This window comes from Pseudomonas fluorescens, assembly GCF_902498195.1.
Lineage (GTDB): Bacteria > Pseudomonadota > Gammaproteobacteria > Pseudomonadales > Pseudomonadaceae > Aquipseudomonas > Aquipseudomonas fluorescens_BU.
The window spans coordinates 488,468-506,041 of the sequence record NZ_CABVIY010000004.1 but is presented as its reverse complement, the minus strand read 5'-3'; the positions used below and the strand labels follow the sequence as shown (position 1 = coordinate 506,041).

Sequence of the window (17,574 nt, the reverse complement as noted above, 5' to 3'; positions counted from 1 at the left end):
TGCCGAAGGCTGCGATCTTTTGAGCTCTGCATCGATCCACGAGCAAAAGCAAAGTCAAAAGATCGCAGCCTTCGGCAGCTCCTACAAGGTGTGTCGCGTAGCGGGTTTACGCCGCTGGAGCACCCGCCTTCGCCTCTTCCAGCAACTGCTGGATCATCTGCTCCTGAGCCTCGTAGCGACCTTCACCAAAGTGGGTAAACCGTACCTGGCCTTTTGCGTCGATCAGGTAGTGCGCCGGCCAGTACTGGTTGTCGAAGTTGCGCCAGATCGCGTAGTTGTTGTCGATCGCCACCGGGTAGGTGATGCCGTATTCCTTCACCTTGTCCTTGACGTTGTCGATGATGCGCTCGAAGCCGTACTCAGGGGTGTGCACGCCAATCACCACCAGGCCGTCCTTCTCGTATTTCTTCGCCCAGTCCTTCACGTACGGGAGGGTGTGCTTGCAGTTGATGCAGTCGAAGGTCCAGAAATCCACCAGCACCACTTTGCCTTTGAGCGACTCATTGGTCAGGGCTGGCGAGTTGATCCATTCCACGGCACCGGCCAGCGACGGCATGGCGCCCTGGGCGTTGTCCATGGAGTCGGCCTTGACCTTGCTGACGAAGTAATCGACGACCTTCGGTACGTTTTCCAGCACGCTTTTTTCGACCTGGCCGACACTCTCCGACGAGGTACTGGCCAACAGCACGCTGTCGGCGCCGGTGGAGATCACTGCCGCACCGGCCAACACCGCCACACCGGCACCACGACGCAGCCAGCCCGTCACCGGGATCGACGGTTTCAAGCGATTGACCAGGCCGCGACCGGCGAAGATCAGCACGCCCAGGGACAACGCGCTGCCCAGGCCGTAGGCCACCAGCAACAGGCTGGTATTGGCGTTCGCGCCTTGCAGCATGGCGCTGGTGAGGATCACCCCGAGGATCGGCCCGGCACAAGGCGCCCAGAGCAGGCCGGTGGCGACACCGATCATCAGCGAACCCAGGGGACCCGAGACTTTGCGGCTGTTCGGGTCGAGGCGATTGCCCAGCAGGACGAACGGACGCGCCAGCCAGTCGCCGACCCGGGCGGAAATCAGCGACAGGGCAAACAGCACCATCACGATCAGGGCCACGTGGCGCCCGGCGTTGCTGGCTTGTATCACCCATTCGCTGCTGACCACGGCCAGGCTGGAGACCAGCGCGAAGGTCAGGGCCATGCCGCCGAGGGTGAGCAGGATCGATGAGCGCTTGCGGTCGGCACCGGCGAACAGGAACGGCACGACGGGCAGGATGCAGGGGCTGAGGACGGTCAATATGCCGCCCAGGAAAGCGATGAGAAACATGGGATCACCTTGAATAAAGAGGGTGGCAATTCACACAAGTCCCCTGTGGGAGCGGGCTTGCTCGCGAAAGCGGTCTGAGCGTCACACTAAGGTCGACTGACACTCAGCCTTCGCGAGCAAGCCCGCTCCCACATTGGATCGGGGGTGCTTGGGGTTCACGCGTTTTGTTCTTCCAGCCACTTGCCCTGGAGCGTATGACTGGAGCCGTTTTCGGCCACCACCTGCCCCTGTGGCGTGCGGTTGTAGCCATCCTCGGCCAGCAGCGCATCGGCGCCCTGCTTCGCCACCGGCGTCAGTTGGAAACAGGTGCTGCTGCCGCAGGCGCTTTGCTCCACGGCGGCATTGGCATGGGCCGCGGCGCCGGCGACGGAAAAGGCAATGGCGGTCAGGAATCGGCTGATGTTGTTCATGGTGGTGTTCCTCGCTTCAAAAGGGTTGTGATGGCCGGACTCAGTTGTCCGAGCCGCAGTTATCGGCAATTTTGCGGTAGTCCAGGACCTGGGTTTTGTTGTGCGAGTCCAGGTAGGTCAACTGCGCATCCACCACCCCGCAGGAAGCCGAGTTGTCTTGTTTCAGCGACACCACTTTCTTGATGTCCAGTTGCGTGCCGTAGGTGTAGGTTTTCTCGCTGACATCGGCTTCGGCACGGGCCGACAGGGTGCAGATGTTCAGGGCGGCAAACAGGCAGGCGGCGTAGATGGCTTTGGTGTTCATGGCGGATTCCTCAAGGCTTCAATAGGTAGTTCGTGAGTTGGGCCGAGGCGGTTTGGGTTTGCCTCGATGGAACCTATTTAAAGCGGGCGAGGTATCCCGCATGTGTCGGGAAAAGGCGCGTGTAAATCGGTAAGTATCAGAACCGGGCCGGGATACAGAGCGATACAAACCGGCGCAAAAACGGCTTTTTTTAGTCCGTGTGTATCCTTGGGCAAGCCAGATACACTGCAATACAAACGCCTGCGGGCGAGTCAGCCAAGGCTCGATAGACTGTGCGACATCCCCCACTGATAGAGGCAAGTCCCCATGGAACACGTCGATCACATTCTCATCGTTGACGATGACCGCGAGATCCGGGAACTGGTCGGCAACTATCTGAAGAAGAACGGCTTGCGCACCACGGTCGTGGCCGATGGCCGGCAGATGCGTACCTTCCTCGAATCCACCCCGGTGGACCTGATCGTGATGGACATCATGATGCCGGGCGACGACGGCCTGATGCTCTGCCGCGAACTGCGCGCCGGCAAACACAAGGCCACGCCGATCCTGATGCTCACCGCCCGCAACGATGAAACCGACCGCATCATCGGCCTGGAAATGGGCGCCGACGACTACCTGGTCAAGCCGTTCGCCGCCCGGGAACTGCTGGCCCGGATCAATGCCGTGCTGCGCCGCACGCGGATGCTGCCACCGAACCTGGTGGTGACCGAAACCAGTCGCCTGCTGGCTTTCGGGCGCTGGCGCCTGGACACCTCGGCCCGGCACCTGCTCGACGACGACGGCACCATGGTCGCCCTCAGTGGCGCCGAATACCGCTTGCTGCGGGTGTTCCTCGACCATCCGCAGCGGGTGCTCAATCGCGACCAGCTGCTCAACCTGACCCAGGGCCGCGACGCCGACCTGTTCGACCGTTCCATCGACCTGCTGGTGAGCCGCCTGCGCCAGCGCCTGCTGGACGATGCCCGCGAACCGGCCTACATCAAGACCGTGCGCAGCGAGGGCTATGTGTTTTCCCTGCCGGTGGAAATCATGGGGGCGCCAGCATGAACGTCTCGATGCGATGGCCCCGCACCCTGGCTTCGCGGTTGTCGCTGATTTTCCTGATCGGCCTGATCCTCGCCCAGGCGCTGTCTTTCGGCGCGCAGTACTACGAGCGCTACGAAAGCGCGAAAAACACCATGCTGGGCAACCTGGAAACCGACGTCTCGACCTCCATCGCCATCCTTGACCGCCTGCCGGTCGACGAGCGGGCCAGCTGGCTGCAACAACTGGAACGGCGCAATTATCGCTACTTGCTCGACGAGGGCTCGCCAGGCAACGTCATGGGCATGGACATGCCCGATGCGCCGATCGCGATGGCCTCGATCAAGGACGCCATCGGCAAGGATTATCCGATGACCTTCACCGATATTCCGGGCCCGAGGAAACACTTCCAGGTGCACCTGAAGCTGTCGGATGGCAGCCCGCTGACCATCGACGTGCGCCCGTCCATGGTGCCGCTGTCGCCCTGGCTGCCCATCGTCCTGCTCGGGCAACTGGCCCTGATGCTGGCCTGCACCTGGCTGGCGGTGCGGATCGCCATCCGCCCTCTCAGCCGTCTCGCCGAGGCCGTGGACACCCTCGACCCCAACACCCACCCGGTGCTGCTGGACGAAAAAGGCCCCACCGAAGTGGCCCACGCGGCCCGGGCCTTCAACGCCATGCAGGCGCGCATCGCGGCCTACCTCAAGGAGCGCATGCAATTGCTGGCGGCGATTTCCCACGACCTGCAAACGCCCATCACCCGGATGAAACTGCGCGCCGAATTCATGGACGACTGCCTGGAGAAGGACAAGCTCTGGAACGACCTGAGCGAGATGGAACACCTGGTGCGCGAAGGCGTGGCCTATGCCCGCAGCGTGCATGGCGCTACCGAAGAAAGTCGCCGCACCGACCTGGATTCGTTCCTCGACAGCCTGGTGTTCGACTATCAGGACGTGGGCAAGCAAGTGCAGCTGAGCGGCAAAAGCGCCACCGTTATCGACACCCGCCCCCACGCCTTGCGGCGGGTGCTGGTCAACCTGACGGACAACGCCCTGAAGTTCGCCGGGGCCGCCGAATTGCAGGTAGAGAAAAAGGCTGACGGCAGCGTCTCGGTGAAAGTCATGGACCGAGGCCCGGGCATCGCCGAAGCCGAGCTGGCGCAGGTCATGGAGCCGTTCTACCGCGTGGAAAACTCGCGCAACCGCAGCACCGGCGGCACCGGCCTGGGCCTGGCGATTGCGCAGCAGCTGGCGTTGGCGATCGGGGGATCGTTGACGTTGAGTAACCGTGAGGGTGGCGGGTTGTGCGCAGAGCTCAAGCTGCGGGGTTAACACATCTTCATCGCCGCTGACGCAACCTGTGGGAGCGGGCTTGCTCGCGAAAACGGAGTATCAGTCGATACAAACAGTGACTGGCACACCGCTTTCGCGAGCAAGCCCGCTCCCACAAGGGGCTGTGGTGTTTGGGCCAACCCTTCACCGTCAGATAACGAACCGCGCCACCAACCCGTTCAAGTCCACCGCCAGGCGCGACAGATCATGGGTGGCCACGCTGGTCTGGTTGGCACCGGCGGCGGACTGGGTGGCGAGATCGCGAATGTTCACCAGGTTGCGGTCGACTTCACGGGACACCTGGGCCTGCTCTTCCGAGGCACTGGCGATCACCAGGTTGCGTTCGTTGATCAGGTGGATCGACTGGGTGATCTGCTCCAGCGCCACACCGGCGGCCCGGGCCATCTCCAAGGTGTCCTGGGTGCGCTGGTTGCTTTGCTGCATCGACGCGACCGCTTCACCGGTACCGTTCTGAATGCCGGCGACCATCTTCTCGATTTCCTGGGTCGATTGCGCCGTGCGATGGGCCAGCGCCCGCACCTCGTCCGCCACCACCGCGAAACCCCGTCCGGCTTCACCGGCACGGGCCGCTTCGATGGCGGCGTTCAGCGCCAGCAGGTTGGTCTGCTCGGCGATGGCGCGGATCACGTCCAGCACCTTGCCGATGTCGCGGCCCTGGGCCGCCAGGCCTTCGATCATCAACGAGGTGTTGTGCACATCGTGGGTCATGGTCTGGATCGCGCCGACGGTTTCCACCACGCGGTCGCGTCCCTCACGGGCGGCCTGTGTCGACTGGCTGGAGGCTTCGGAGGTCGACACCGCGTTGCGCGCCACTTCTTCCACGGCGGCGGTCATTTGGTTGACGGCGGTGGCCGCCTGTTCGATTTCATTGTTCTGCTGTTGCAGGCCGCGGGACGCGTCCTGGGTCACGGTGCTGAGTTCTTCGGCAGCGGCGCCCAGTTGCGTGGCGGAGCCGGCGATCTGTTCGATGGTTTGCCGCAGGCTGGCCTGCATGGTGGACAAGGCGCCGAGCAAGCGTGCCGGTTCGTCCTTGCCGTCGACCTCGATGGTTTTAGTCAGGTTACCGCCGGCGATGGTTTCGGCGGCCTGCACCGCACGGCTCAACGGCGTGACGATGCTGCGCGTCAGCAGCCAGGCCAACAGCACAGTCATCAAGGCTGCCACCACGGACACCGCAATGATTCCGTTCACGGCGGCGTTGTAATTGTTTTCGGCGATCACCCCGGCGGCCTTGGCGCCGTCGGTGTTGTACTTCACCAGACGGCTCAGCTGCTCGCCCATCTGGTCGGTGCCGTCCTTGATCCGGGTGTTGATCAGGGTGCGCATCTCGTCCACTTTGTTCTGGCGCGACAAGTCCAACATTTCGCGTTGGGCCTGCATGTAGTTGTCCAGGGTCGCGCTGAACGCCTTGTACAGCGCCGCTTCATCCGGGCCCGCCGGCAACTCGGCGTAGCTGGCCTGGGCTTTGCGCGCATTGTCGGTCAGCACGCCGATACGGGTCTGGGCTTCCTGCAAACTGCCCGGCTCGCGGTTGACCAGGATGCGGAACGACAGAATGCGCATACGCAAAATGTTTTCGGTGATATTGCCCAGGTAACCCACGCTGGGCAGTTGGGTGCTGCCCATGTCGATCGACGACTGGCGGATGATCGACATGCGGTTGACCGCAAACACACCCAGCACGATGACCAGCAAGGCAATGAAGGCAAACCCCAGAAAGGCACGGGGCGCGATATTCAGGTTACGCAGGGACATAGGAGGATTCTCGGGTGAAAGGGCGACGAGCATCCTTGCCGTGATCACTGAACGGCGGGTATTGATGCCCCCTTTCAGCCTGGCGCCACTGCTGTAGCCGGTGTGTGCGCGCCTGAGAGTTGTATCGGCCGGGCTTGAGGTTTTTTGCGGGGATCGAGCAAATAAATTTCAACGGGTTACGAGTGTTTCCCGAGTGAAACACATGGTACGGGCGTGCATTATTTCTTGCCTCACCCCAGCTTTACTGTGGGAGCGGGCTTGCTCGCGAAGAGGTCCTGCCAGTCGCTATAGATGTCGACTGACAGTCCGCCTTCGCGAGCAAGCCCGCTCCCACAGGAAATGCGTCACCTCAGCTGATTACGCCCACCACCTCCTCCTCGTGTAGTTGCCGCAACAACGCCAGGCCGCTATCAAAGAACTCCTGCGATCCGCCCTGCCCTGCCTCAACCGCCAACGCTTGCAACTGTGCTCGCCCACTCAATTCAGGGAACTCATCGATACGCTGCAACAAGCGCCAGGCCAACGGGGTCAAGGCGGAAAACTTCACACTCCAGTCGTCTGCGCGGCGCACCAGCAGCAGCGTTGGTTCGGCCGGCACTGTAGCGGGCTGATAATCCGGCCCCACCGATTGCACCGGCCAGGCATACGCCAGCGGCCAGGCCAGCGGCGAAACCTGCAACGGACGCTCCGGCAACAGGTCGGCATCACCGGGTGACAACGGCTCGGCTTCGGATTGTTGCAGGGCCATTTCCACCCATTCGTAGTGCGCCAGCTCGACCATGAACGGCGGCCACGTGCCATCGGCCAGCGCCGGGGGTTCAGAGGTAAGGAACTCGACGAATTCCTCGGCGATTTCACCGAATTTCGGGGTGTGGGCGCGGTAGTCACGCAGGAAAATCCGCACCAGCGCCCGCCACTGACTGTCACCGAGAATCTGCACCAGCACCGGGAAGGTGCCGCTGATCAACGACGACAGGTTGGCGAACACCAGGTCGCGATAGACCCGGGCACGCTTGGGGTCCATTTCCGGCGGCGGTGCGCAGTGCTCGGGATCGCGCAGGTACAGGCCCATGCTGCTTTGCTGATCAAACAACGAGCGCTTGGCCACGGTTCACCTCCTCGGTCTGCAAGCGGCGGATGGTCTGCAACTCGGCGACCAGTTCGGAAAACAGCGGAAAGTTGAAATCCCGCTCCAGCAAGGTCGGTTGCGCGCCAAATCGGGCGTAGGCCTGGGCGAGCAGCGACCACACCGCCGGTTTGACCGAAGCGCCGTGGGTGTCGATCTTCAAGGTATCGGACTCATCGAAGTGCCCGGCGATGTGCATCGCCACTACCCGGTTGGCATCGATGCCCGCCAGGAAGGTACGCGGATCGAAGCCATGGTTGATCGAGTTGACGTACACGTTATTGACGTCCAGCAACAGATCGCAATCGGCTTCGCGCAGCACGGCATTGGTGAAGGTCACCTCGTCCATGTCCTGTTGCGGCGCGGCGTAGTAGGAGACGTTCTCCACCGCCAGGCGCCGGCCGAGAATGTCCTGGGCCTGGCGAATGCGCGCGGCCACGTGATGCACCGCCTCTTCGGTAAAGGGCAACGGCAACAGGTCGTAGAGATGACCGTCATCGCTGCAATAACTGAGGTGCTCGCTGTACAGCGGCACGTTGTAGTGATCGAGGAACACCCGCACCTCTTGCAGAAACCCGACATCCAGCGGCGACGGCCCGCCCAGCGACAGCGACAAGCCGTGGCAGGACAACGGATAGCGCTCGGCCAGGGTCCGTAGCGCCGCGCCGTGGGCGCCGCCGATGCCGATCCAGTTTTCCGGTGCCACTTCCAGGAAATCGAAATGGCCGGCCGGGGCGGCCAGGAGGTCCTTCATTAAACCGCGACGCAAGCCGAGCCCGGCGCTGGCCCTGGCGTAGGTGATGGGAGTCTGCATGTTGTCGATCTCAGGGGTTGTCGGAACGTGCTCACAGTTAACCGAAGCGATGTATCGGCTCTGTGTTGCGCGCCGACGGAAAACGGCAGGACGTGTATCGTCGCGGGGTCTGTACACACTGTGATACAGACCCCGGATCAGGCATTACGCCAGGTCGTATTTCTCGCGCACCAGATGGCCGATGCCCATGCGGTCCAGCACCGGCATCGGGCACAGGAAGGTCACGCGCACGGTGCCCGGCAGGCGGCTGATGTCGATGGAACCGGTGATGGTGGCGCGGTTGAGCACTTCGTCATACGGCAGGCCGGTGGCATTGGCGGCACGCTGCAAGCCGTTCTCTACCGCCAGGTTGAGGTTTTCGCCACTGCCGAGGAAAGTGATCGGGCCGCTCTGCTCGATCTCGTGCTGGCCCCAACGCTCGCCCAGCGCACGGACATTGGCCCGCTGTCCGGCGTTCATTGGCCGGGCCATCGGTGGCAGGTCATCGAGGTTTTGCAGGAGGATCGGGCCTTCCAGCGTCAGGTTTTTCACCACTTCCACCACGACCTCGGTTTCCCCGGAGCAATCGGTGGCGTGCCCGGCGATTTCGCCGTTGCCCTGCTGGGCGTGCATGTCGCCCATGTACACCCCGGCGCCCGGCACTTTCACCGGACAGATCAACACGCAGCCTTCGCGGATCGAGTTGGTGTCCATGTGGCCGTCGGTCTTGGCTGCGTGCAGCTCTTCGCGGGTCATGCCGAAACGGTGCGGGGCGTTGATCAGGTACTGGCCGAAGTCGGCGCAGTTGTGCGAGTCGGGCAAGTCGCGCGAGGGCATGGTGCCGATGTTGCCGAGAAACGGCCGCATGTGCGCGGCAACACCCGGGATATCGGCGCGTGCCAGGGACAGGATCGAATGCTGGGCGGCGAATTCCGGCAGCGCCGACATTTCGGAGGCCTTGCCGGCCAGTTGATTGGCGATGTCCTGGTTGACCGTCAGGCTGACCTGGTTCTGTGCGTCGAACACGATCACATAGCCGTGGCTGAAGCGGAACGCGCTGACCTCGGCGCCACAGTGGTTGCAGCGGATCGCGTCCTCGCCAATGCCTTCGACGTGGCTGGCCGGATGCTCGGTGCCGCACTTGGAACAGAACTTGGCGACGAACGGGTCGCCGTTGTAGCGCCCCTCGACGAAGGACATGACCCCGGACGAAGTGGCCAGCGACGTCACGCGCATGCTCTGGATCTTGATCGCCACCGCATCGCCGATCTCTGCGCCGGCGACGTACACCGGTTGCGTCACCTCGTGACCGCCTTCAAAGGCCGGCGTGATCATTGGTCCCCAGCAGCCCGGCGGCGTCCCGGTGATCAGGGTGCCGCCGTCCGCCAGCGGGCCCAGCATCGGCTGGCTCGGGCCGATGATGCCATTGGTGTAGTGATCGACCCGCAGGCGATCGACCGGCGTGGTGTCGAGCGTGGATTCAGGAACAAGCGTTGTCATTGTGGTCCCCTTGACCGCATCAGGCGCGGCACAGAGTCAGGAGCGAACGGTCGCCGGTGGCGGCGGCCAGGGAAAAAGTCTTGGCCGTCACGGTTGAACGGCGCCAAAACAGCCTGAACAGTTCATCGCAGGTTTGTATCTGGTCTGTGTTCGGCAGTGGCGGTGAATTGAGGGGAACTGTATCGGGAAGCCGGCTGGATACAGTGAGATACATACAAAGGCCTGCTGAACACTATCCCCCTGTGGGAGCGGGCTTGCTCGCGAAAGCGGTGGGTCAGTCACAGAAGATGTCGACTGACACTGCGCCTTCGCGAGCAAGCCCGCTCCCACAGAGGACTCTCGTCGACTGGGGTAACAGTGCACCCCATGCGGACTAAACTTAATGCACGCAGGACGTGCCTTTCGCCCTGCCCATTCCCACGACCACCGCCCAGCGGCGAAAACCCAGGCAAACCCTGCCTCTGGACCGTGATCCTCCTGAAGGAGCACACGTGATGGACGAGGCCAGACTCAATGATTTCATGGGCAAACTGGTGAATGACATGGGCGGCGCGGCGATGCTCGCCAATGTCATCCTCGGCGAGGAGCTCGGCCTGTACCGGGCGATGGCCGACAGCCAGCTCATCAGCCCTGAAGCACTCGCCGAAAAAACCGGCTGCAATGCCCGTCTGGTGCGCGAATGGCTTAGCGCCCACGCCGCCTCGGGCTACATGGAACACTCAGGCGGCCAGTTCCGCCTGCCGGAAGAACAAGCCCTGGCCCTGGCCATCGAAGATTCGCCGGTCTACATCGCCGGGGGCATCGGGGTGGTCGCGTCGTTTTTCCATGACAAGGACAAACTGGTCAAGGCCATGCGCGGCGACGGCGCCCTGCCCTGGGGCGATCACCATCCGTGCATGTTCAGCGGCACCGAACGGTTCTTCCGGCCCGGCTACAAGGCGCACCTGATCGCCGAATGGCTGCCGGCGCTGGATGGCGTGGTGGCGAAACTGGAGGCCGGGGCCAAAGTGGCGGACATCGGCTGCGGCCACGGCGCCTCGACGGTGATCATGGCCCAGGCGTTCCCGGATTCGCGGTTTGTCGGCTTCGACTACCACGCGCCCTCCGTCACCGTCGCCACCCAACGCGCCGAAGAGGGCGGCGTGTCCGGGCGGGCCCGGTTCTTCCAGGGCACGGCCAAAAGTTACCCCGGCGACGACTACGACCTGGTCTGCTACTTCGACTGTCTGCACGACATGGGCGACCCGGAGGGTGCGGCCAAACATGCCTACGACTCGTTGAAGCCGGACGGCACGGTGTTGCTGGTGGAACCCTTCGCCAATGATTCCCTCGACGACAACATCACCCCGGTCGGCCGGTTGTTCTACGCAGCCTCGACCTTCATCTGCACACCGAACTCGCTATCTCAGGAGGTTGGACTGGGCCTTGGCGCCCAGGCGGGCGAGGCGCGGTTGCGCAAAGTGTTCAGCGAGGCCGGTTTTTCGAGTTTCAGGCGGGCTACGGAGACGCCGTTCAACCTGATTCTTGAGGCCCGCAAATAAACACCGCTTGTGTAGGAGCTGCCGCAGGCTGCGATCTTTTGATCTTGCTTTTTCAAGATCAAAGTCAAAAGATCGCAGCCTGCGGCAGCTCCTACAGGTATTGCGGGGTTCTCTCCATGATCGACAGCCTGATCCACGAACAGCTCGACCGCCTCCGGCAACTCATGGCCGACGAGCCGTTCGCGGTGCTGACCGGTGCCGGTATCAGCACGCCGTCGGGCATTCCCGACTATCGCGACCATCAGGGTGTGCGTCGTGGCCGGCAGCCCATGATGTATCAGGAGTTTCTCTCGGCACCCGAATCCCGGCGGCGCTACTGGGCCCGGGCGATGCTCGGCTGGCCACGGGTGCGCCACGCAATGCCGAATGTGGCCCACGACACCCTGGCCCACTTGCAGAGCACCCGGCTGATCGGCGGCCTGATCACGCAGAACGTCGACACCCTGCACGACCAGGCCGGCAGCCACGACGTGATCGAACTCCACGGCAGCCTGCACCGGGTCCTGTGCCTGGACTGCGGACAGCGCTGCGAGCGCGACGCGATCCAGCAAGTGATGGAAACGCAGAACCCCTATCTTGCGGGCGTGGACGCCGTGCAGGCCCCGGACGGCGATACCCTGCTGGACAGCGCCTTCGAAGCGCGCTTTCAGGTCCCGCACTGCCCCCACTGCACGGGCGAGCGGATGAAACCGGATGTGGTGTTTTTCGGCGAGAACGTCGCCCAGGAAACCGCGGCCAAAGCCATGGCGACGGTGGAAAAAGCGGCGGGGCTGCTGGTGGTCGGCTCGTCGCTGATGGCGTATTCGGCGTTTCGCCTGTGCCGGTCGGTGGTGGATCAGGGCAAGCCACTGATCGCAATCAACCTGGGCAAGACCCGGGCGGATGAGCTGCTGGATTTGAAGATCGAAGGGTCGTGCGAGCAGTTATTGCCGTTATTGGCACAGCGCCTATCACTCTGAAAAAAACCATTCCTTGTGGGAGCGGGCTTGCTCGCGAAAGCGGTGCGTCAGTCGACAACCCTATTGACTGGCACGCCGCTTTCGCGAGCAAGCCCGCTCCCACATTTGGTTTTGTGTATCACCGCGAAGACAGTTGCTGCCCGAAGTTCTCTTCTTTCAGCACATCAAACAACGCCTGCGCCGCCGCCGACAGCTCTCCCCCGGGCAAGGTCAGCACGCCGATGGCCCGTTCCACCACCGGGTCGCTCAGGGTGATGCAGTGCGCGCCCAGCTCGCGCATCTGCCCGGCGCACAAGGCCGGTACGGCGCTGACGCCCAAGCCGCTGGCGACCATGCGCCCCACGGTCGCCAGTTGATGGCTTTCGAACTCCACCGGCAACTTCATGCCCCGGGCCTGCAAATGCTCCTCGAGCATCACCCGCACGGTGGATGGGCGTTGCAGGGTGATGAACGGTTCCATCAGCAGCGTCTGCCAGTCGATGTGATCGCGCTCGACCAGCGCCGAGTCATGGGGCACCACCGCCACGAACCGGTCGATGTACAACGGGGTGAATTGCAGCGACGAATTCTGCGTCGGCTCGAACGCCACCCCCAGTTCCACCTGGCGGTCGCGAACCATTTCCAGCACCTGTTCGTTGATCACATCGTTAACGGTGACGTTGACTTTCGGATACCGGGCGCGGAAGGTCTTGAGGATCGGTGGCAGCAGGTTACCGGCAAACGACGGCATGGCCGCCAGGGTCACGCGGCCGCGCTGCAGGGTGAAACGCTGGCGCAGTTCGTCCTCGGCGTTGTCCCAGTCAGCGATCAGGCGGCGCGCCAGGGGCACCAGGGACTCGCCCTCGGCGGTCAGCGCCACGTTGCGGGTGTTGCGGGTGAACAGGCGTCCGCCCAGGCCTTCTTCCAGCGCCTTGATGGTCAGGCTCAGGGCTGATTGCGACAGGTGCAGGCGCTCGCAGGCCACGGCGAAACTCAGGCTTTGGGCAACGGCCAGGAAGGCGCGGATCTGCTTGACGGTCATTCACGGCCCCTCCAGGGTAACTACATTGATTCGACATCACACAGACTTACCGTAGGAGCTGCCGCAGGCTGCGATCTTTTGATTTTGTTTTTGGCATTGTCGAGATTGCAGAAGATCAAGATCAAAAGATCGCAGCCTGCGGCAGGTCCTACGGATTGTTGAGTATTACCAATCAATCGACCTTAAAAATCAACTTAACAAATAAATACGCCGGCGCGACACTCCATCCATACGGCTAGCCAGCCGCCCACAAAGAATAAAAGAGGTGCATATGGCAGGTTTCGACAAGCGCGTGAGTTCCTACGAGGAAGCTCTGGCAGGTCTTGAAGACGGCATGACCGTGATTGCTGGCGGCTTCGGCCTGTGCGGCATCCCGGAAAACCTGATCGCCGAGATCAAGCGCAAGGGCACGCGTGACCTTACCGTGGTCTCCAACAACTGCGGCGTCGACGGTTTCGGTCTCGGCGTGCTGCTGACCGACCGCCAGATCAGCAAGGTGGTGGCCTCCTACGTCGGCGAGAACAAGCTGTTCGAAGAACAACTGCTCAAGGGCGAAATCGAAGTCACCCTGACCCCGCAAGGCACCCTCGCCGAAAAAATGCGCGCGGGCGGTGCCGGCATCCCGGCGTTCTTCACTGCAACCGGCGTCGGCACCCCGGTGGCCGAAGGCAAGGAAGTACGCGAGTTCCATGGCCGCAAGTACCTGATGGAAGAGTCCATCACCGGTGACTTCGCCATCGTCAAAGGCTGGAAAGCCGACCATTTCGGTAACGTGATCTACCGCCACACCGCCCAGAACTTCAACCCCCTGGCCGCCACCGCCGGCAAGATCACCGTGGTCGAAGTCGAAGAAATCGTCGAACCCGGCGAGCTGGACCCGGCGCAGATCCACACCCCTGGCATCTACGTCGACCGGATCATCTGCGGCACGTTCGAGAAGCGCATCGAACAGCGCACCGTGCGTAAGTGATCCCCTGCCCCCGGACCGAATGAAGGAATAACAACAATGGCACTTTCCCGCGAACAAATGGCTCAACGCGTCGCCCGCGAAATGCAGGACGGCTTCTACGTGAACCTGGGCATCGGCATCCCGACCCTGGTCGCCAACTACATTCCCGAAGGCATGGAAGTCATGCTGCAGTCGGAAAACGGCCTGCTGGGCATGGGTCCTTTTCCGACTGAAGAAACCATCGATGCCGACATGATCAACGCCGGCAAGCAAACCGTGACCGCGCGCATCGGCGCGTCGATCTTCTCCTCGGCCGAGTCCTTCGCAATGATCCGCGGCGGCCATGTCGACCTGACCGTGCTCGGCGCTTTCGAAGTCGACGTGCAAGGCAACATCGCCTCGTGGATGATCCCCGGCAAGCTGGTCAAGGGCATGGGCGGCGCCATGGACCTGGTGGCCGGTGCAGACAACATCATCGTGATCATGACCCACGCGTCCAAGGACGGTGAGTCCAAGCTCCTGTCCCAATGCAGCCTGCCGCTGACCGGCGCCGGTTGCATCAAGCGCGTACTGACCGACCTGGCCTACCTGGAGATCGAAAACGGCGCGTTCATTCTCAAAGAGCGTGCGCCGGGCGTCAGCGTCGAAGAGATCGTCGCCAAAACCGCCGGTAAACTGATCGTGCCGGACCACGTTCCGGAAATGCAGTTCGCTGCCCAGTGAGGAATCATTCCATGCAAGAAGTCGTCATTGTTGCCGCCACGCGCACCGCGATCGGCAGTTTCCAGGGTTCCCTGGCCAATGTGTCCGCGGTTGACCTGGGCGCGGCGGTGATCCGTCAGCTGCTGGCGCAAACCGGCCTGGACCCTGCGCAAGTCGATGAAGTGATCATGGGCCAGGTATTGACCGCCGGCGCCGGGCAGAACCCTGCGCGCCAGGCGTCGATCAAGGCCGGCCTGCCCTTCGCCGTACCCGCCATGACCCTGAACAAGGTCTGCGGCTCGGGCCTCAAGGCCCTGCACCTGGGCGCCCAGGCGATTCGCTGCGGCGATGCCGAGGTGATCATCGCCGGCGGCCAGGAAAACATGAGCCTGGCCAACTACGTCATGCCCGGTGCCCGCACCGGCCTGCGCATGGGTCACGCGCAAATCGTCGACACCATGATCAGCGACGGCCTGTGGGACGCGTTCAACGATTACCACATGGGCATCACCGCCGAGAACCTGGCCGAGAAATACAGCCTGAGCCGCGAGCAGCAGGATGCCTTCGCTGCCGCCTCGCAGCAGAAAGCCACGGCCGCCATCGAAGCCGGGCGTTTTGCCGATGAGATCACGCCGATCCTGATCCCGCAGCGCAAGGGCGATCCGCTGTCCTTCGCCACCGACGAGCAGCCACGGGCCGGCACCACCGCCGAGTCCCTGGGCAAGCTCAAGGCCGCCTTCAAGAAGGACGGTTCGGTGACCGCCGGCAACGCTTCGTCGCTCAACGACGGCGCCGCCGCCGTGATCCTGATGAGCGCCGAAAAAGCCAAGGCCCTGGGCCTGCCGGTACTGGCGAAAATCGCCGCCTACGCCAACGCGGGCGTGGACCCGGCGATCATGGGCATCGGCCCGGTATCGGCCACCCGCCGCTGCCTGGACAAGGCCGGCTGGTCCATCGACCAGCTGGACCTGATCGAAGCCAACGAAGCCTTCGCCGCACAATCGCTGGCCGTGGCCAAGGACCTGGAATGGGACTTGAACAAGGTCAACGTCAATGGCGGTGCCATCGCCCTCGGTCACCCCATCGGTGCCTCGGGTTGCCGCGTGCTGGTGACCCTGCTGCATGAAATGATCAAGCGCGACGCCAAGAAAGGCCTCGCCACCCTGTGCATCGGTGGCGGCCAGGGCGTGGCATTGGCGATCGAACGGGCTTAAAGCGTTCAACAGCCTGCGCGGGGACCCACGAAGAGCCGCGCAGTCTGGCAACATCCCGGTGCGATTCACGTCGCACCGGGTCTCTGAAACAACCCTGTAGGAGCTGCCGCAGGCTGCGATCTTTTGATCTTGACCTTCAAAAGCAAGATCAAAAGATCGCAGCCTGCGGCAGCTCCTACACAGGGAACGGCGGCCGATTTCTTCAGCCGAATTTCACCAGATTCAACGTCGGCAGCGGCCCGCCCGGAAACTGCGCCAGTCGCCCGCCGACACTCAAAGACCCCAGGTCAACCCCAAAGAACCCCAGGCGCTCGATCAACGCAGCCACCTCGACCTTGGCTTGTGCCGAATCGCCCGAGAAAAACAGCACCCTGCGCCCGCCCTCCGCCGCCGGATCGCCCTCGACCAGAGACGCTTGAAGGTGATTGAACGCCTTCACCACCCGCGCCCCAGGCACCCACTCGGCAAACACTTCGCTGGACACACGGCCCTGCAAATCCACCGCCTTGAACAACGGTGCCTCGATCGGATTGTTGGCATCGATCACGATACGTCCGGCGAAATCAGGCAGGCCGGCCAGCGCCGTCGGCAACTTCGACCAGTTCACCGCGACCAGCACAACGGCTTGCGCGGCCGCTTCTTCGCGGGTGCCGGCGCGTGCGGTCGGCCCGAGCTGCGCGACCAGATCAGCCAGGGAGTCGGGGCCGCGACTGTTGGCAATGACCACTTCGATGCCTTGACGTGACAGGGCCCGGGCGAAGGCTGCGCCGATAGCCCCGGCGCCAATGATTCCAATGCTGCTCATGCTGATGTCCTCTGGTTGATCAGGCTGTGAAGCCGCCGTCGGCAATGATGTCGGCAGCGGTGACAAACGCCGCGCCAGGGCTGGCCAGGAAGGCCACGACGCTGGCAATGTCTTCGGGTTTGCCGTAACGGCCGACGGCGATGCCGGGGCCGACGATTTCGCTGACCGGGCCGCCGTCCGGATTCATGTCGGTGTCGGTCGGGCCGGGATGAACGGTATTGACGGTGATGCCCTTGGGTCCCAGATCACGGGCCAGGCTGCGGTTGAAACCGGCGATGGCACCCTTGGTCAAGGTGTAGAGCGATGCGGTGGGGAACGCGGCGTAATGGGTCATCGACGAACCGATGTGGATGATCCGGCCACCCGTTTTCATGGTGCGAGCCGCTTCCTGGGTGGCGACAAACACTCCGGTGACGTTGACCGCGATCATGCGTTGGTAGTCGTCGAAGCTGATGTCCTCAATCGGCCCGCCGAGGGCGATGCCGGCGTTGTTGACCAGAATGTCGAGGCTGCCGAACGCTTCAAGGGTGCGAGTGACCGCTGCACGCACCGCGACCGGGTCACCGGCATCGGCGGCAATCGCCAGGGCACGGCCGCCAGCGGCTTCGATGCTCTGCACCACCTCGAAGGCTTTATCCGGCGACGCGCTGAAGGTCAGCACCACGTTGGCGCCGTCGGCCGCCAGGCGCCTGGCAATCGCCGCGCCAATGGAACGGGAACCGCCGGTCACCAGTGCGGTTTTGCCGGCAAGAGGAAGAGGGGAAGTGCTCATGGATGTTTTCACTCCGTGGGTTGGGGA

The 17,574-nt window shown here is 63.0% G+C and carries 17 protein-coding genes; 7 read left to right on the top strand and 10 right to left on the bottom strand.

From position 1 onward, the window contains the following. Nucleotides 1-106: 106 nt before the first annotated feature. From F8N66_RS17545 to F8N66_RS17535, 3 genes are all read right to left on the bottom strand, one after another. Nucleotides 107-1,321, bottom strand: a complete 1,215-nt coding sequence (locus tag F8N66_RS17545) for a cytochrome c biogenesis protein DipZ (RefSeq protein WP_150771375.1) — start codon at nt 1,319-1,321, stop codon at nt 107-109. A gap of 155 nt (nt 1,322-1,476) precedes the next feature. Beyond that, nucleotides 1,477-1,731: a hypothetical protein gene (locus F8N66_RS17540; RefSeq protein WP_150771374.1), complete on the bottom strand. Its 255-nt coding sequence runs from the start codon at nt 1,729-1,731 to the stop codon at nt 1,477-1,479. A gap of 40 nt (nt 1,732-1,771) precedes the next feature. After that, nucleotides 1,772-2,035, bottom strand: coding sequence for a DUF2790 domain-containing protein (locus F8N66_RS17535; RefSeq protein ID WP_150771373.1), 264 nt, complete (start codon nt 2,033-2,035; stop codon nt 1,772-1,774). A gap of 306 nt (nt 2,036-2,341) precedes the next feature. Between F8N66_RS17535 and F8N66_RS17530 the strand changes: the two genes are divergently transcribed. Both F8N66_RS17530 and F8N66_RS17525 read left to right on the top strand, forming a co-directional pair. Next, entirely contained in the window at nt 2,342-3,082 is a 741-nt protein-coding gene (locus tag F8N66_RS17530) for a response regulator (RefSeq protein WP_150771372.1), read from the top strand. Then, complete coding sequence (locus F8N66_RS17525) at nt 3,079-4,389, top strand: ATP-binding protein (RefSeq protein ID WP_150771371.1); 1,311 nt, start codon at nt 3,079-3,081, stop codon at nt 4,387-4,389. Before F8N66_RS17530 ends, F8N66_RS17525 begins: the two co-directional genes overlap by 4 nt. Before the next feature lie 150 nt (nt 4,390-4,539). Here the strand turns inward: F8N66_RS17525 and F8N66_RS17520 are convergent, their stop codons facing one another. The 4 genes from F8N66_RS17520 to F8N66_RS17500 all read right to left on the bottom strand — a co-directional run bounded on the left by F8N66_RS17520 (nt 4,540) and on the right by F8N66_RS17500 (nt 9,584). Beyond that, nucleotides 4,540-6,165 carry a methyl-accepting chemotaxis protein gene (locus tag F8N66_RS17520; protein ID WP_150771370.1) on the bottom strand — a complete coding sequence of 542 codons (1,626 nt, stop codon included), beginning with the start codon at nt 6,163-6,165 and terminating at the stop codon, nt 4,540-4,542. A 349-nt stretch (nt 6,166-6,514) separates the two neighbouring features. Then, a complete protein-coding gene (locus F8N66_RS17510) occupies nt 6,515-7,273 on the bottom strand; it encodes a DUF2063 domain-containing protein (RefSeq protein ID WP_150771369.1) in 759 nt (252 codons plus the stop codon). Beyond that, nucleotides 7,251-8,105: a DUF692 domain-containing protein gene (locus F8N66_RS17505; RefSeq protein WP_150771368.1), complete on the bottom strand. Its 855-nt coding sequence runs from the start codon at nt 8,103-8,105 to the stop codon at nt 7,251-7,253. Before F8N66_RS17505 ends, F8N66_RS17510 begins: the two co-directional genes overlap by 23 nt. 144 nt (nt 8,106-8,249) lie before the next feature. After that, the gene (locus F8N66_RS17500) at nt 8,250-9,584 is read right to left on the bottom strand and encodes an acetamidase/formamidase family protein (protein WP_150771367.1); all 1,335 of its coding nucleotides are present in this window, start codon (nt 9,582-9,584) and stop codon (nt 8,250-8,252) included. Between the two features lie 494 nt (nt 9,585-10,078). Between F8N66_RS17500 and F8N66_RS17490 the strand changes: the two genes are divergently transcribed. Then, complete coding sequence (locus F8N66_RS17490) at nt 10,079-11,125, top strand: class I SAM-dependent methyltransferase (RefSeq protein WP_150771366.1); 1,047 nt, start codon at nt 10,079-10,081, stop codon at nt 11,123-11,125. A gap of 116 nt (nt 11,126-11,241) precedes the next feature. Further along, the gene (locus F8N66_RS17485; protein WP_150771365.1) at nt 11,242-12,084 is read left to right on the top strand and encodes an NAD-dependent protein deacetylase; all 843 of its coding nucleotides are present in this window, start codon (nt 11,242-11,244) and stop codon (nt 12,082-12,084) included. Nucleotides 12,085-12,202: 118 nt separating this feature from the next. Here the strand turns inward: F8N66_RS17485 and F8N66_RS17480 are convergent, their stop codons facing one another. Continuing rightward, nucleotides 12,203-13,105 (bottom strand): LysR family transcriptional regulator, encoded by a 903-nt coding sequence (locus F8N66_RS17480; RefSeq protein ID WP_150771364.1) that lies wholly within the window; start codon nt 13,103-13,105, stop codon nt 12,203-12,205. Nucleotides 13,106-13,376: 271 nt separating this feature from the next. On the opposite strand from F8N66_RS17480, the gene F8N66_RS17475 reads away from it, so the two are divergent. Genes F8N66_RS17475 through F8N66_RS17465 form a run of 3 tightly spaced genes read left to right on the top strand, consistent with a single transcriptional unit; the run spans nt 13,377 to nt 15,970 of the window. After that, nucleotides 13,377-14,075, top strand: coding sequence for a CoA transferase subunit A (locus tag F8N66_RS17475; RefSeq protein ID WP_150771363.1), 699 nt, complete (start codon nt 13,377-13,379; stop codon nt 14,073-14,075). A gap of 36 nt (nt 14,076-14,111) precedes the next feature. Beyond that, nucleotides 14,112-14,777: a CoA transferase subunit B gene (locus F8N66_RS17470; RefSeq protein WP_057399619.1), complete on the top strand. Its 666-nt coding sequence runs from the start codon at nt 14,112-14,114 to the stop codon at nt 14,775-14,777. 11 nt (nt 14,778-14,788) lie between these two features. After that, nucleotides 14,789-15,970 carry an acetyl-CoA C-acetyltransferase gene (locus tag F8N66_RS17465; protein ID WP_150771362.1) on the top strand — a complete coding sequence of 394 codons (1,182 nt, stop codon included), beginning with the start codon at nt 14,789-14,791 and terminating at the stop codon, nt 15,968-15,970. 202 nt (nt 15,971-16,172) lie between these two features. Here F8N66_RS17465 and F8N66_RS17460 read toward each other — a convergent pair whose 3' ends face one another. Further along, entirely contained in the window at nt 16,173-16,775 is a 603-nt protein-coding gene (locus F8N66_RS17460) for an NADPH-dependent F420 reductase (RefSeq protein WP_150771361.1), read from the bottom strand. 19 nt (nt 16,776-16,794) lie between these two features. Next, nucleotides 16,795-17,547, bottom strand: a complete 753-nt coding sequence (locus tag F8N66_RS17455) for an SDR family NAD(P)-dependent oxidoreductase (protein WP_318195460.1) — start codon at nt 17,545-17,547, stop codon at nt 16,795-16,797. Between the last annotated feature and the right edge of the window lie 27 nt (nt 17,548-17,574).

Bases quoted from the DNA above. Each gene is read 5' to 3' on its own strand.
- F8N66_RS17545 (WP_150771375.1), bottom strand. From the start codon at position 1,321: ATGTTTCTCATCGCTTTCCTGGGCGGCATATTGACCGTCCTCAGCCCC.
- F8N66_RS17520 (WP_150771370.1), bottom strand. From the start codon at position 6,165: ATGTCCCTGCGTAACCTGAATATCGCGCCCCGTGCCTTTCTGGGGTTT.
- F8N66_RS17505 (WP_150771368.1), bottom strand. From the start codon at position 8,105: ATGCAGACTCCCATCACCTACGCCAGGGCCAGCGCCGGGCTCGGCTTG.
- F8N66_RS17465 (WP_150771362.1), top strand. From the start codon at position 14,789: ATGCAAGAAGTCGTCATTGTTGCCGCCACGCGCACCGCGATCGGCAGT.
- F8N66_RS17530 (WP_150771372.1), top strand. From the start codon at position 2,342: ATGGAACACGTCGATCACATTCTCATCGTTGACGATGACCGCGAGATC.
- F8N66_RS17455 (WP_318195460.1), bottom strand. From the start codon at position 17,547: ATGAGCACTTCCCCTCTTCCTCTTGCCGGCAAAACCGCACTGGTGACC.
- F8N66_RS17500 (WP_150771367.1), bottom strand. From the start codon at position 9,584: ATGACAACGCTTGTTCCTGAATCCACGCTCGACACCACGCCGGTCGAT.
- F8N66_RS17470 (WP_057399619.1), top strand. From the start codon at position 14,112: ATGGCACTTTCCCGCGAACAAATGGCTCAACGCGTCGCCCGCGAAATG.
- F8N66_RS17480 (WP_150771364.1), bottom strand. From the start codon at position 13,105: ATGACCGTCAAGCAGATCCGCGCCTTCCTGGCCGTTGCCCAAAGCCTG.
- F8N66_RS17460 (WP_150771361.1), bottom strand. From the start codon at position 16,775: ATGAGCAGCATTGGAATCATTGGCGCCGGGGCTATCGGCGCAGCCTTC.
- F8N66_RS17540 (WP_150771374.1), bottom strand. From the start codon at position 1,731: ATGAACAACATCAGCCGATTCCTGACCGCCATTGCCTTTTCCGTCGCC.
- F8N66_RS17525 (WP_150771371.1), top strand. From the start codon at position 3,079: ATGAACGTCTCGATGCGATGGCCCCGCACCCTGGCTTCGCGGTTGTCG.
- F8N66_RS17485 (WP_150771365.1), top strand. From the start codon at position 11,242: ATGATCGACAGCCTGATCCACGAACAGCTCGACCGCCTCCGGCAACTC.
- F8N66_RS17535 (WP_150771373.1), bottom strand. From the start codon at position 2,035: ATGAACACCAAAGCCATCTACGCCGCCTGCCTGTTTGCCGCCCTGAAC.
- F8N66_RS17490 (WP_150771366.1), top strand. From the start codon at position 10,079: ATGGACGAGGCCAGACTCAATGATTTCATGGGCAAACTGGTGAATGAC.
- F8N66_RS17475 (WP_150771363.1), top strand. From the start codon at position 13,377: ATGGCAGGTTTCGACAAGCGCGTGAGTTCCTACGAGGAAGCTCTGGCA.